13 protein-coding genes are annotated in these 13,441 nt (G+C 69.0%); 4 read left to right on the top strand and 9 right to left on the bottom strand.

The window, feature by feature from the left end:
• Positions 1-6: 6 nt before the first annotated feature.
• The gene (locus MRAB57_RS09725) at positions 7-999 is read right to left on the bottom strand and encodes a stage II sporulation protein M (RefSeq protein WP_077087376.1); all 993 of its coding nucleotides are present in this window, start codon (positions 997-999) and stop codon (positions 7-9) included.
• 77 nt (positions 1,000-1,076) lie between these two features.
• Here MRAB57_RS09725 and MRAB57_RS09720 point away from each other — a divergent pair, with 77 nt between their 5' ends.
• Positions 1,077-1,973, top strand: coding sequence for an RDD family protein (locus tag MRAB57_RS09720; protein ID WP_077087375.1), 897 nt, complete (start codon positions 1,077-1,079; stop codon positions 1,971-1,973).
• Positions 1,974-1,999: 26 nt separating this feature from the next.
• Here MRAB57_RS09720 and MRAB57_RS09715 read toward each other — a convergent pair whose 3' ends face one another.
• Entirely contained in the window at positions 2,000-2,389 is a 390-nt protein-coding gene (locus MRAB57_RS09715) for a hypothetical protein (protein WP_077087374.1), read from the bottom strand.
• 188 nt (positions 2,390-2,577) lie between these two features.
• On the opposite strand from MRAB57_RS09715, the gene MRAB57_RS09710 reads away from it, so the two are divergent.
• On the top strand, positions 2,578-3,306 hold the full coding sequence (locus MRAB57_RS09710; RefSeq protein ID WP_077087373.1) for a PadR family transcriptional regulator: 729 nt from the start codon (positions 2,578-2,580) through the stop codon (positions 3,304-3,306).
• A 58-nt stretch (positions 3,307-3,364) separates the two neighbouring features.
• Here MRAB57_RS09710 and glpK read toward each other — a convergent pair whose 3' ends face one another.
• The gene (glpK, locus tag MRAB57_RS09705; RefSeq protein WP_173813924.1) at positions 3,365-4,933 is read right to left on the bottom strand and encodes a glycerol kinase GlpK; all 1,569 of its coding nucleotides are present in this window, start codon (positions 4,931-4,933) and stop codon (positions 3,365-3,367) included.
• A gap of 96 nt (positions 4,934-5,029) precedes the next feature.
• On the opposite strand from glpK, the gene MRAB57_RS09700 reads away from it, so the two are divergent.
• Positions 5,030-6,505 carry a glutamate-cysteine ligase family protein gene (locus MRAB57_RS09700; protein ID WP_077087372.1) on the top strand — a complete coding sequence of 492 codons (1,476 nt, stop codon included), beginning with the start codon at positions 5,030-5,032 and terminating at the stop codon, positions 6,503-6,505.
• A gap of 9 nt (positions 6,506-6,514) precedes the next feature.
• Complete coding sequence (locus MRAB57_RS09695; protein WP_077087371.1) at positions 6,515-7,192, top strand: class I SAM-dependent methyltransferase; 678 nt, start codon at positions 6,515-6,517, stop codon at positions 7,190-7,192.
• Position 7,193: 1 nt separating this feature from the next.
• Here the strand turns inward: MRAB57_RS09695 and egtE are convergent, their stop codons facing one another.
• The 6 genes from egtE to MRAB57_RS09665 form a co-directional block, all read right to left on the bottom strand.
• A complete protein-coding gene (gene egtE, locus MRAB57_RS09690) occupies positions 7,194-8,342 on the bottom strand; it encodes an ergothioneine biosynthesis PLP-dependent enzyme EgtE (protein ID WP_077087370.1) in 1,149 nt (382 codons plus the stop codon).
• A complete protein-coding gene (gene egtD / locus MRAB57_RS09685) occupies positions 8,339-9,304 on the bottom strand; it encodes an L-histidine N(alpha)-methyltransferase (protein ID WP_077087369.1) in 966 nt (321 codons plus the stop codon). The genes egtE and egtD overlap by 4 nt, the downstream gene beginning before the upstream one ends.
• A 14-nt stretch (positions 9,305-9,318) precedes the next feature.
• Positions 9,319-10,014 carry an ergothioneine biosynthesis protein EgtC gene (gene egtC, locus MRAB57_RS09680; protein ID WP_077087368.1) on the bottom strand — a complete coding sequence of 232 codons (696 nt, stop codon included), beginning with the start codon at positions 10,012-10,014 and terminating at the stop codon, positions 9,319-9,321.
• Positions 10,014-11,324, bottom strand: coding sequence for an ergothioneine biosynthesis protein EgtB (egtB, locus tag MRAB57_RS09675; protein ID WP_077087367.1), 1,311 nt, complete (start codon positions 11,322-11,324; stop codon positions 10,014-10,016). Before egtB ends, egtC begins: the two co-directional genes overlap by 1 nt.
• On the bottom strand, positions 11,321-12,610 hold the full coding sequence (gene egtA, locus MRAB57_RS09670; protein ID WP_077087366.1) for an ergothioneine biosynthesis glutamate--cysteine ligase EgtA: 1,290 nt from the start codon (positions 12,608-12,610) through the stop codon (positions 11,321-11,323). The genes egtB and egtA overlap by 4 nt, the downstream gene beginning before the upstream one ends.
• 169 nt (positions 12,611-12,779) lie before the next feature.
• Complete coding sequence (locus MRAB57_RS09665; protein WP_245835889.1) at positions 12,780-13,439, bottom strand: sensor domain-containing protein; 660 nt, start codon at positions 13,437-13,439, stop codon at positions 12,780-12,782.
• Positions 13,440-13,441: the final 2 nt, after the last annotated feature.

Genomic DNA, 13,441 nt, shown 5'->3' with positions numbered 1-13,441 from the left:
TTCCGCTCAGCGGGTGGGGACGATGTCGGGGGCGTCGTCGATGTCGCCCGTCTCCCCCGCCTTGGCGGCCCGGCGGCCGAAGTAGACGATGTAGGACAAAAACCCCACCTCGGCGAGGATCCCGATGGCGATCCGCACGAACGTCGGCAGCGGCGACGGCGTCACCAACGCCTCGATCAACCCCGAGACCAGCAGCACCCCCACCAATCCCACCGCGACCGACACCACGGCCCGGCCCTGCTCGGCGAGCACTTGGCCGCGCGGACGGTCCCCCGGCGAGACCACCGACCACCCCAGCCGCATGCCGGCCGCCCCGGCCAGGAACACCGCGGTCAGCTCCAGCAAGCCGTGCGGAAGCAGCAGGCCCAGCAGCAGTCCGCCCTTGCCGGCCGGAAACATCAGACCCGCGATCACGCCCACGTTGGCGGCGTTCTGGAACAAGATGAACGGGATCGGGATGCCGAGCAGCACCGCCATCGCGATGCACTGGGCGGACACCCAGGAGTTGTTCACCCACACCTGCAGCGCGAACGCCGCGGCCGGGTGGTCGCTGTAATAGGACGCGACATCGTGGTTGATCAATTGGTCGATGTCACTTGGTGTTCCGAGCGCGGACTGCACCTCGGGATTGCCCGCCACCCAGAATGCGACGATCACGACCACAGCGAAAAAGCCAACCGCGGCGCCCAGCCACCACCGCCAGCTGTTGTAGGCGACGACCGGAAAGGACACCGTCCAGAACCGGACGAACGCGCTGCTAACCGGCGCGTGGGCACCCGTCACCGCCGAGCGGGCGCGCGCGATCAGGCTGGAGAGGCGGCCGATCATCACCGAATCCGACGAGGCCGATCGCAGCGTCGAAAGATGCGTCGACACCCGCTGGTAGAGCTCGACGAGTTCGTCGACCTCGGCGCCGGTCAGCGACCTTCGCTTCTTGACCAACTGCTCCAGCCGGTCCCAGGTAGGGCGATGGGCCAGCACGAATGCGTCGACGTCCACCCTGGGCAGCCTAATCGCACATCCGGGGTAGCCGGACGCGACCGACGCCACCCGCGCAACCTGTACCGTTCGGTGTTATGTCGGAGGTGGTGACCGGGGATGCTGTGGTGCTCGATGTGCAGATCGCCCAGTTGCCGGTGCGGGCGTTGAGCGCGCTGATCGACGTCACGGTGATCTTCGTCTGCTACATCCTGGGGCTGATTCTGTGGGCGGCGACCCTTAGCCAGTTCGACGAGGCGCTGAGCACCGCCATCCTGATCATCTTCACCGTGCTGGTGGTGGTCGGCTATCCCCTGATATTCGAGACCGCGACGCGGGGCCGCTCGGTGGGCAAGATGGTCATGGGCCTGCGGGTGGTGGCCGACGACGGCGGGCCAGAACGCTTCCGGCAGGCCCTCTTTCGCGCGCTGGCCTCGTTGATCGAGATCTGGATGTTCCTGGGCAGTCCCGCGGTGATCAGCAGCATCTTGTCGGCGAAGGCCAAACGCATCGGCGACATCTTCGCCGGCACCATCGTCGTCAGCGAGCGCACGCCCCGGCTCGCAGCCCCGCCGGTGATGCCGCCGTCGCTCGCCTGGTGGGCGTCGTCGCTGCAGCTGTCGGGCCTGGATGCCGGGCAGGCCGAGGTCGCGCGCCAATTCCTCTCGCGGGCAACACAACTCGATCGGCAGCTGCGCCAGCAGATGGCGTACCGCATTGCCAACGATGTGGTGTCGCGGATCGCGCCGCCGCCCCCGCCCGGCGCCCCGCCCGAACTGGTCCTGACGGCCGTCCTGGCCGAGCGGCATCGCCGGGAGCTGGCGCGACTGCGCCCGCAGATGCCGCCGGGACCCGCGCCCTGGCCGCCGGGGCCGGCGCCCTACGGGGCCGGGCCCCAGTTTCCGCCGCCACCGCCGTGGCCGAGTCAGCAACCGGCGCAGGCGACACCGTGGCCGCCGCAGGATCAGCGGGATGGCTTCTCACCGCCGCATTGATTGCAGTCGCGTATTTCAGCCGCGGCTTAGCCCGCGACGCTGGCCGCCATCAAGGCGACGTCGGCGATCAGCAGCGCCCAACCGCATAACGGCACCACGACGCCCTTGCGGCGCTTCGCCGTGAAAAACGAGATGACGATGACGACAAAGGCCACCAGCGGCGCGCCGTAGAACGCGATACCGAAATCGATTCCCCCGCGCCCGAGGTTGGGACAACCGCCGTCGGTGCAGCCGTCGGTGCTCATCACGGCGCCGAGGGCGAAAAGCATCACGATCGCCGAGGCCGGCACGGTCGACAGCGCCAGGCCCCAGTTGACCCACGGCCAGGTTTGCGCGCTCCGGCCGAGTTCGCTTCTCGCCGGGTCCGTCGTGCGGGGTGAGGTATCGAACCTCACGTTGGACTTGTCAGCGTTCATCCCGCTATCTGTACCCGCCGACCCGCGAAGCAAACCGCTGGCGCTCCGCTACAGCTCAAGGCCGTTTTCCGGGAAGCTCGGGGCCGCCGAAGCGATATCAACGTTGCATCGCGTTAGTTTACGATATATCGTGATATTCCGAAGCGCCCATCCGGAGCGCGACCCCATACATGTGAGGACTACAAACAATGAGCAACCCATTCACTCCCCCCGAGAGCCCGTTCGGCGCCCGACCCGGCTTCGGTTTCGGACCCGGCCCCGCCGCCCAGCGGCGAGCCATGCACGACGCCAGGCGGCATGCCCGGCGGGAATTCCGCGAACAACTCCGTGAGCACGGCCGCGACGACGCCTTCGGGCCAGGTTTCGGCCCGGGATTCGGACCGGGCTTCGGCCCGGGATTCGGCCCCGGCTTTGGGCCCGGATTCGGTTTCGGCCCGGGCGGTCGGCGGCGCGGCGGAGGCCGTCGCGGTGGACACAACCGTGGGCGCCGCGGTGACGTGCGCGCGGCAATCTTGAGCCTGCTGGCCGAGCAGCCGATGCACGGCTACGAAATGATCCAGCAGATCGCCGAACGCAGCAACGGAATCTGGCGGCCCAGCCCCGGCTCGGTCTACCCGACCCTGCAGTTGCTCGACGACGAAGGCCTGATCACCGCGGGCGAAAGCCACGGCAGCAAAAAGCTTTTCGAGCTGACCGAGGAAGGACGCGCGGCGGCCGAGCAGATCGAGACCGCGCCGTGGGACGAGATCGCCGAAGGCGCCGACCCTACGCAGATGAACCTGCGCGCGGCCGTCGGCCAATTGTTCGGCGCCGTTGGGCAAGCCGCGCACGCCGCGACCGAGGAACAGCAGCAGCGCATCCTCGACATCGTCAACAACGCGCGACGCGAGATCTACGGCATCCTCGGCGAGGACTGATCGCCTCTGAAAGCGCCCGTCGGCACACCGTGGCGGCGGGCGTTTTCGCGCGCACCGGCTACGACACGTCGACCCAGTCGAGCGTCCGTTGCACCGCCTTGCGCCAGCCCGCGTACCCCTGCGCGCGCTGGTTGTCGCTCCACGCCGGCGTCCACCTCTTGTCCTCCTGCCAGTTGGCCCGCAGGTCGGACGGGTCGGCCCAGAACCCGACGGCCAGCCCGGCCGCATAGGCCGCGCCCAGCGCGGTGGTTTCGGCGACCACAGGTCGTACCACGTCCACGCCCAGCACGTCGGCCTGGATCTGCATGCACAGGTCGTTGTTGGTGATGCCGCCGTCGACCTTCAAAACCTCAAGGCGCACACCGGAATCGGCAGCCATGGCGTCCACCACGTCGCGGCTCTGGTAGCAGATCGCCTCCAGCGTCGCGCGGGCCACGTGCGCGTTGGTGTTGAAGCGCGACAGCCCCACGATCGCGCCGCGGGCGTCGGATCGCCAGTAGGGCGCGAACAGGCCGGAGAACGCCGGGACGAAGTACACCCCGCCGTTGTCGTCGACTTGGCTTGCCAGCCACTCACTTTGCGCGGCGCCGCTGATGATGCCCAGCTGATCGCGCAGCCACTGAACCGCCGATCCGGTCACCGCGATCGAACCCTCCAGGGCATAGACCGGTTTGGCGTCGCCGAATTGGTAGCAGACGGTGGTCAGCAGGCCGTTGTCCGACCGCACGATCGACTCGCCGGTGTTGAGCAGCAGGAAATTGCCGGTGCCATAAGTATTTTTCGCCTCCCCGGCCGACAGGCACACCTGCCCGACCATGGCCGCGTGCTGATCGCCGAGGACGCCCGTGATCGGCACTTCGCCGCCCAGCGGCCCGCTGGCCTCGGTCACGCCGTAGGGCTGCCGCGGCGACGACGACGCGATCGCGGGCAGCATCTGCCGCGGGATGGAGAAGAACGACAGCAGCTCGTCGTCCCAGTCGAGCGTCTCCAGGTCCATGAGCATGGTCCGGCTGGCGTTGGTGACGTCGGTGACGTGCACGCCGCCCCGCGGGCCGCCGGTCAGGTTCCATAACACCCAGCTGTCGGGCGTGCCGAACAGCGCATCGCCGCTCTCGGCGGCCGCGCGCACGCCGTCGACGTTCTCCAGGATCCACTGCAGCTTCCCGCCGGAGAAGTACGTCGCCGGGGGCAGGCCCGCCCTGCGGCGGATCACGTCGCCCCGGCCGTCCCTGTCCAGCGCCGACGCGATCCGGTCGGTGCGGGTGTCCTGCCAGACGATGGCGTTGCAGTACGGCCGCCCGGTGCGCCGATTCCACACCAGCGTGGTCTCGCGCTGGTTCGTAATCCCCAGGGCGGCAATGTCTTTCGTCGTGAAGTCGACCGAGTTAAGCACCGACATCAGCACCGAGGAGGTGCGCTCCCAGATCTCGATCGGGTTGTGCTCGACCCAGCCGGCGCGCGGCATGATCTGCTCATGCTCGAGCTGGTGGCGAGCGACCTCGGTTCCGTCGTGATCGAAGATCATGCAGCGGGTGCTGGTAGTGCCCTGGTCGATGGCGGCTATGAATTCTCCGGACGCGGCCAATTGTTGCTCCTGGGTAGTGAGCTGTGACACTTCATCGTCCATGATGGTCTACCCGACCACCGCATCTGCAGCAGGGCGACGACGCCGATGACACCGTCACCCTTGCGTAACCGCCGGTAAACCTGTTGCATCGGCGTTGTGGGCGAAGAGGTCAAGCGCACCACGTATGACCGCGGACATCGGCGGGAATACCGGCGCAAGGTGCAGCTCAGTCTGGACGTCTTCGAGACGATGCTGGCCCAGTCACGCTTCGACTCCGACCGGCCGTTGACCGGTATGGAGATCGAATGCAACCTCGTCGACGGCGACTACCAGCCCGCCATGTCGAACCGGTACGTCCTGGATGCCATCGCTGATCCCGCGTACCAGACCGAATTAGGCGCCTACAACATCGAATTCAACGTCCCACCCCGGCCACTGCCCGGGCACACCGCCCTGGACCTGGAGGCGGAGGTGCGCACCAGCCTCAACGACGCCGAGATCAAGGCCGGCGCGGGCGGGGCCCACATCGTGATGATCGGCATCCTGCCCACGCTGATGCCCGAGCATTTCAACGAGGAGTGGATGAGCGAGTCGGTCCGGTACGCCGCACTCAACGACTCGATCTTCAATGCGCGCGGCGAGGACATCCCGATCCAGATCTCCGGCCCGGAACCGCTGGACTGGCAGGCCACCTCGATCGCGCCCGAATCCGCCTGCACCAGCATGCAATTGCATCTGCAGGTGGCTCCCGACGACTTCGCGCCCAACTGGAACGCGGCCCAGGTGATCGCCGGCCCGCAGCTGGCGCTGGGCGCCAACTCGCCGTACTTCTTCGGCCACCAGCTGTGGGCGGAAACCCGGATCGAGGTGTTCACGCAGTCCACCGACACCCGGCCCGAGGAGCTGCAGACGCAGGGCGTGCGGCCGCGGGTGTGGTTCGGCGAACGCTGGATCACCTCGATCCTCGACCTGTTCAAGGAGAACATCGCCTACTTCCCGTCGCTGCTGCCCGAGCTGTCAGACGAGGATCCGGTCGCCGAGCTGGCGGCCGGGCGCATCCCGCAGCTCCCCGAGCTGCGGCTGCACAACGGCACCGTGTACCGCTGGAATCGGCCGGTGTACGACGTCTTCGACGGCCGCCCGCACCTGCGGCTGGAGAACCGGGTGTTGCCGGCCGGACCGACCGTCATCGACATGCTGGCGAACTCGGCGTTCTACTACGGCATGCTGCGCAGCCTGTCCACGGCCGAGGACCCGCTATGGGCGAAGATGGAATTCGCTGCGGCACAAGACAATTTCCTCGAATCGGCGCGCCACGGCATGGACGCCCGGCTGCACTGGCCCGACCTGGGCGACGTGAGCGCGCGGGAGTTGGTGCTGGATCACTTGCTGCCGATCGCCGAAGAAGGGCTGAGCGGCTGGGGAGTGGACGTCGAGGTGCGCGACCGATTCCTCGGTGTCATCGAGGGCCGGGCGAAGACCGGCCGCAACGGCGCCGGCTGGCAGGTGGCGACGGTGCGGGCGCTGCAGGACGGCGGCATGACGCGGCCGGCGGCGCTGGCCGAGATGCTGCGGCGGTATTGCGAGCACATGCACAGCAACGAACCAGTGCACACCTGGGGCAGCGAGTAGGTTTGCAGCATGTCGACTGAATTACCGGACTGGGACAGTGAATACCGCGAACAGGGCCGGCTCGAGGGACCGCCGCCGTGGAATATAGGTGAGCCGCAGCCGGAGTTGGCCGCGCTGGCGGCCGCAGGCAAGTTCCGCAGTGACGTGCTCGACGCGGGCTGCGGCGTCGCGGAGCTGTCGCTGTCGCTGGCCGCCGACGGTTACACCGTCGTCGGTATCGACCTGACGCCCACGGCAGTTGCGGCCGCCACTAAAGCGGCCGCCGAACGCGGCCTGAGCTCCGCCACTTTCGAGCAAGCCGACATCACGTCGTTCACTGGCCACGACGGTCAGTTCAATACGATCGTCGACAGCACGCTGTTTCACTCGCTGCCGGTCGAGGGCCGCGATGGCTACCTGCGTTCGATACACCGCGCGGCGGCACCCGGCGCCGACTATTACGTGTTGGTGTTCGCTACGGGGGCGTTCCCCGAGGAGTGGGTACAGCGTCCCAACCAGGTCGGCGAGGACGAGTTGCGCGCCGCGGTCAGCAAGCACTGGGTGATCGACGAAATCAGGCCGGCCTTCGTGCACGCGAACATGCCCGCGGACCGCCAGCAGGGGGACCAACCGATGCCGCCGCACGACCGCGACGAAAAGGACCGGATGAAGCTGCCCGCCTACCTACTGTCGGCACACAAGGCCTGAGCTACGCGGCGGCCGTGGCGGCGGTCGCGGCGATCAGCGCCTCGGCGAAGGTCTCCAGGTCGGCGGCGGTGGTGTCGGCGTGCGGCGAGATCCGCAGCAGCGGCCCCGTCAGCTCCAGGGGCGCGCGCTGGACGCCGGCATAGGTGGTCAGGATTCGTCGTTCGGCGAGCAGCCAATCTCGCACCGCCTGCGGGTCGGCGCCGTCGACCGGGGCCAGGGTGGTGATCGCGCTGGGCTCCTCGGCCTCCTCGATCACCGACCAGCCGGGCACGTCGGCCAGCACGGAGCGGCTGATGCTGCCGAGCTCGGCCAGCCGGGCGCGCACCGCCTCGGGCCCGTAGGCTAGATATTCGCCGAGCGCCACCGAAAAGCCCACGCGCGCAGCGACATTGGCTTCACCGAATTCGAGCTGCTGGGCCACCGTCGCCGCCGGCGCCCACTCCGGGGCGGCCAGCCGCGGCGACAACCGCTGCATCAACTCCGGGCGCACCGCGAGCACGCCCACCCCACGCGGCCCGGCGATCCACTTGCGCGAGGTGGAATACGTGACGTCGGCGCCGGCCGCACAGTCCACCTGGCCCAGCGCCTGGGCCGCGTCGACGACCAGCGGCAGGCCCAGCTCGCCGCACAGCCGGGCGAGCATCGGCAACGGCTGCACGACACCGCAGTGGCTGGCGACCGCCGTCAGGTGCACGAAGTCGGGACGGTCGGCCTCCAGCGCGAACGCCGCGTCGTCGAGGGCCAACCGGCCGTCGCCGAGCGTCGGCAGCAGTTGGCGGTCGAATCCGTGCGCCGCCAGCACGGCCAGGTTGGGGCCGTATTCGCCGGGCAGGCACGCCACCTTTCGGCGATCGGCCGGCCAACCGCCGAGCAGCAGGTCCAGGGCGTTCAACGAGCCGGTGGTGTAGACAACTTCGGCGTCGGGCATCCCGCACAGCGCCGCGAAGGCGGCCCGCCCGGCGTCGAGCGCGGGGGCGGCCGCCTCGGCCGCGACGTAGCCGCCGACCTCGGCCTCGTAGCGCGCGTGCTGGGCGGCGGCGTCGATCACCGAGAAGCTCTGGCGCGAACATGCCGCGCTGTCCAGGTGCAGGCCCGCGACCGGAGGCCGGGCCTGTCGCCATCGCTCGGCCAGCGCGTCGCCGGCGCTCACTTCAGCGCTAACGACAGCCCGAAATCGCCCGCCTTGTCGGTCCACCACTGCACCCGGCGCAATCCCGCGTCGGCCAGTTCGGCGCTCACCCCTTCCGGGCGGAATTTGCAGGACACCTCGGTCAGCATCTCCTCGCCCGCGGTGAAGTCGACGGCCAGATCGAGCGCGTTGATCCGCACCCGCTGGCCGACCTCGGAGCGCAGCCGCATCTCGATGCGTTGCTCGTCGTCGTTCCAGCGGGCCACGTGCGCAAAGGCGTCGACGTCGAAGTCGGCGTCGAGTTCGCGGTTGATCACCGCGAGCACGTTGCGGTTGAAGCGGGCCGTCACCCCGGCCGAGTCGTCGTAGGCGCGCAGCAACCGGTCGGTGTCCTTGACCAGGTCGGTGCCCATCAGCAGCGTGTCGCCGGGCCGCATGACCGCCGACAGAGACCTGAGGAATTCGGCGCGCGGCCCGGGCGTGAGGTTGCCGATCGTCGACCCGAGGAATGCGAACAGGCGCCGCCCGCCGCTGGGGATCTCGCCCAGGTGTTCCTCGAAATCGCCACAGACGGCCTTGATTTCGACTCCGGGGTATTCCTCCTGGATAGCGTTGGCCGCGATCTGAAGGATGCTCGAGTCGACGTCGAACGGCACGAACCGGCGCAACGACCCGCGGTCGCGCAGGGCATCCAGCAGCTGCCGGGTCTTTTCCGAGGTTCCACTGCCGAGCTCGACCAGGGTGTCGGCCTCGCTGGCCGCCGCGACCTCGGCAGACCGGGTCCGCAGGATCTCGGCCTCGGCGCGGGTGGGGTAGTACTCTGGCAACCGGGTGATCTGGTCGAACAGATCACTGCCAACCGAATCGTAGAACCACTTGGGCGGCAACGACTTCGGTATCTCCCGCAGGCCGTCGAGCACATCGCGTCGTAGCGCCCGGTAGGCGGAGTCGGCCTTGAGATGGTTGGACAGCGTCAGCGTCATGAAAGTCCTTTCGGTTAGTCGAGCGCGGTCATCGTGACACCCTGCGCGGTGACGTCGACGAGATGACGATCCGGCACGTCCTCCCACGCGGGGTCGTGGTCGTAGGGTTCGCTGGCCAGCACCACCCCGTCCGGGCGGCGCAGGATAGACAAGGTGTCCCCCCAGGCGGTGGCCAGCATGCGAGAACCATTGGCGGCCAAAATGTTCAGCCTGGCAGTTCGATCGAGCGATCCGATCTGCGCGATCGTCTCGCCCAGCACGTCCAGCCCCAACGCGAAGATAGCGGACGCCAATAGCGCACTGTCGCACACGGATTCGGCCGACGACGTCAACGGCAGCACGGCGCGGTCGACAATGCCGTTGTGCGACAACAACCATTGCCCGTCGGTGAAAGGTGCGGTGGCGCTGATTTCGATCGGCATCCCGACGGTCGCCGAGCGCACCGCGGCCACCACGCAATGGCTGCGCAGCGCCGGAGCGACCGACTCGAACGACGTGTCGCCCCACAGCGGTGCGGCACTGCGCCAGCGCCGCGGCACCGCGCCCTCGGCGGATCCGTCGAAAAACCCGACGCCCCAACCGTCGGCGTTCAGCAGGCAGTGCTTTTGGCGGCGCGGGGCGTAGGACTGCACCCGCAGGCCGAACGGCGGGTCGAGCACCAGCGAGGACACCGAGACGTCGGTCCCCAGCCAACCCAGATGACGGCACATCAGGCAGTGGCCCCGGAGTCGGGGCCATCCCACGCCAACCGGACGCCGGAAAAGATCTGACGACGGTACGGGTGATCCCAGTTGCGGAAGCTGGGCCGCAGGATCGCCGATTCCACCGCCCACGAGCCGCCGCGCAGGATCCGGTAGTCGCCGTCGAAGAACGGGTGCGAGTAGCGCTCGTAGATCATCGGCACGAACCCGGGCCAGGGGCGCAACGGCGAGCTGGTCCACTCCCACACGTCGCCCAGCATCTGCTCGACGCCGTAGGCCGAGGCCCCGGCGGGGTAGGCGCCGACGGGCGCCGGGCGCAGCGACGTGCCGCCCAGGTTCGCGACGGCGGTCGACGGCTCCTGCGCGCCCCACGGGTAGCGGCGCCGCGTGTTGGTCGCCGGGTCCCAGGCGCAGGCCTTCTCCCACTCGATTTCGGTGGGCAGCCGGGCGCCGGCCCAGGCCGCGTACGCCTCGGCCTCGAAGTAGCTGACGTGCTGGACGGGCTCGTCGGCGGGAACGTCTTCGACGTGGCCGAACCGGGTCCGCGTCCGCGCGTCGCAACCCCAGAACTGCGGTGCGCTGAGGCCCACGCTCAGCCGGTGCTCCCAGCCGCGGTCCGACCACCAGCGCGGCTCGGTGTAGCCGCCGTCGGCGATGAAGTCCTGCCATTCGCCGTTGGTGACCGGCACCCGGCCGATCCGGAATGCGGGCACGTCGACGACATGGGCGGGGCGTTCGTTGTCCAGCGAGTACGGCTCGTCCGCGGCGTCCACGCCGAGCACGAACGGGCCGGCGGGCACCAGCACCGAGCTGCCCGCCACGTCCGGACGGCCGGCGGGCAGTTGGCCGGGATCGCGCAGCAGCGCGGCCCCGGTGCGCAGGTTCAGCGCCTGCAGCATGGTCTCGTCGTGCTGGTTTTCGTGGCTGACCACCATGCCGTACACGAACGCGGCGCGGTCCCCGGCGGGATCGTCGGGCAACGCGTCCAGCGCGTCCAGCGCCGCGGAACGCACTGTGCGGCAATAGGATCGGGCCTCGTTCGGCGAGAGCAACGGCAGGTCGACGCGGCTGGCGCGCGAGTGCACGAAGGCGTCGTAGAGGCCCTCGACCGGCGGCGGCAGGATGCCGGGCCGGTTCGGGTCGCCGCCGCGCAGCAACCAAAGCTCTTCCTGCTGACCGATGTGCGCCAGGTCCCACACCAGTGGGCTCATCAACGGGTCGTACTGCCTGCGCAATTCGGCATCGTCGAAATCGACGAGGTTCAGCGTGCGCGTCCGCGCCCGCTCCAGGTCGCCGGCGAGCTGTTCCCTAGACGTCACAGATCCCCTTGTGCCAGCTGCGAAACCGTCGCCGCGATGCCGTGGCCGACGACCTGGTCGGAAAAATCGTCGCCGGGGCATCGGCCCTGCGCGACGTTGTCGACCAATCGCCCCATCGGTTCGGCCAGCTCCGCCGGCGCCCGCTCGGCCGCGATGGCCACACAGCGGATGGCCGCCGCGCACAGCCGCCGATCGCGCAGACCGAGCCGCGCGGCGGTGTCCCACGCGGTGGCCACCGGTTCGACGACTTCGGCGGCGAGGTCGGCGGCGGCCGGGTCGTCCAGCAGGGACACCAACGTGAACACCACCGCGGGCCACAAGGCGTCGGGCACGCTGTCGAGGTAGCGGATCTCCAGCCATCGCCTGGGCCGCACCGGCGGGAACAGCGTGGTCAGGTGGTAGTCCAGGTCGGCGATGGTGGGGCGGCGGTCGCCGAGCAAGACGCGGCCGTCGACCCAGTCGGTGAACGGCACCCAATGCGTCACCGGCACCGCCTCCGGGTTGTTCACCAGCATCACCGGCGCCTTGAGCGCATACCGGGCCCAGTCGGTGCCGGGGTCATCGCCGCTGGCACCCAGGACCGGGCCGCAGCGCGCGGAGTCCATCGCGCCCCACACGCGCTGCCGGGTGGACACCCAGCCGGTGAACTCGCCGCGCAGCATCGGCGAGTTGGCGGTGATCGCGATCATGGTGGGCCCCAGCGCATGCGCCAGCCGCACCCGCGCCGCCCATCCGGACTGCGGCCCCGCGTCGACGTTGACCTGAACCGAGGCGGTCGACGTCATCATCGCCGAGCCCGCCTCGGCCGAATCGCTGGCGGCGAAGAATTCCTCCATCGCGCGATACCGCGCGCCGGGGTTCACGCGCGTGGGTGGCCGCAACGGGTCGGCGCCCAAAAAGACAAGTCCCAGACCAACATTCGCGAATGCCTTGCGCAGCACGGCCTGATCGGTGTGCATCGCGCCGATGGCCGCGGCGATGTCGTCCGCCGGCGGGCCGGACAGTTCGACGGCGCCGCCGGGCTCGACGGTGACCGCGCTGGCACGCGGCAACGGCGGCAACGACTCGATGACTTCGGTGATCTCGTTCCAACTCGGCCGGCGATACGGATCGGCCGGGTCGAAGCAGTGCGCCTCGACCTCCAAGCCGACGCGACCCAGCGGACCATCGACCAGGCAGCCGTCGGCGATGTATTGCGCGGCGGCCGAGGAATCTGCCATCTCGGCTTCGATTGGGCGGGCGGTATCCCGCTGCGAGGCCGCGGTGGTGATAGCGGCGAGCGTCATATCACGATCCCTCCGGGCCCGACCACACCCGAACATCTTCGGGCCGAGCGCCATCTTGGGCGGCTATCGGAACGATAACCGCCGTCACTTCATCATGCAGATCGCCCCGACAAGTTCCCGTTCCCGCAGGTTCTCGCGACGCGATAGACAGATACCCACATTTACCGCGCTATTGGCCTAACGCGTTTTGCATCGCCCCGGCCAGCACGTTGACCGCCGGACCCGCATTGCCAGATTGGCAAACCTTGGCCTGCAGCAGGACGTTTTCCCGCAGCCGGGTTTGATTGAAGCACCGGCGATCGGTGCCGCCTTCCTGCTTGGTCCAGTTCTCGTCGGCTGCGCCGGCCGGCCCGCCGGTGAACGACCAGACCTGCGTCTGCCCGTTGTCCAGGTGCATCGCCGTGGTCTGACCCGAGCAGCCCACGGTCCGGTCGACCACCCGGTGGAAGGCCCGGGCAGCGGCGTCGGGGGTGGCGAACACCCCGACCGCCTGCTTGACGAAGTGCGTCTGGTCGTTCGGAGCGGTTTGACTGGTGGCCCCGTTGAACGACGCCAGGTCGGGATCGTTGTAGACCTCGGGCAGGCCGATGTCGGCCCAGTTGTTGCAGTCGGCGAGGTCGACGAAGTATCCCTGAACCGGTTCGGTGAACACCGACTCGAAGCCCATCGGCCCGCCGACGATGTTGCCGACCGACCCCTTGCCGAGGACCGCGTAGGAGACCACCCCGGGCTCCGACGGGTGCGCGGCGGCGCTCGGGATCGCCGATGCGGCCACGACGGCCACAGCGACGGTCACCGCCGCGGCGCAGATTCGCCTCGTCGGGTCCAAGC

The organism is Mycobacterium rhizamassiliense, from assembly GCF_900157375.1.
Lineage (GTDB): Bacteria > Actinomycetota > Actinomycetes > Mycobacteriales > Mycobacteriaceae > Mycobacterium > Mycobacterium rhizamassiliense.
This window is presented reverse-complemented; position numbering and strand designations above follow the sequence as displayed.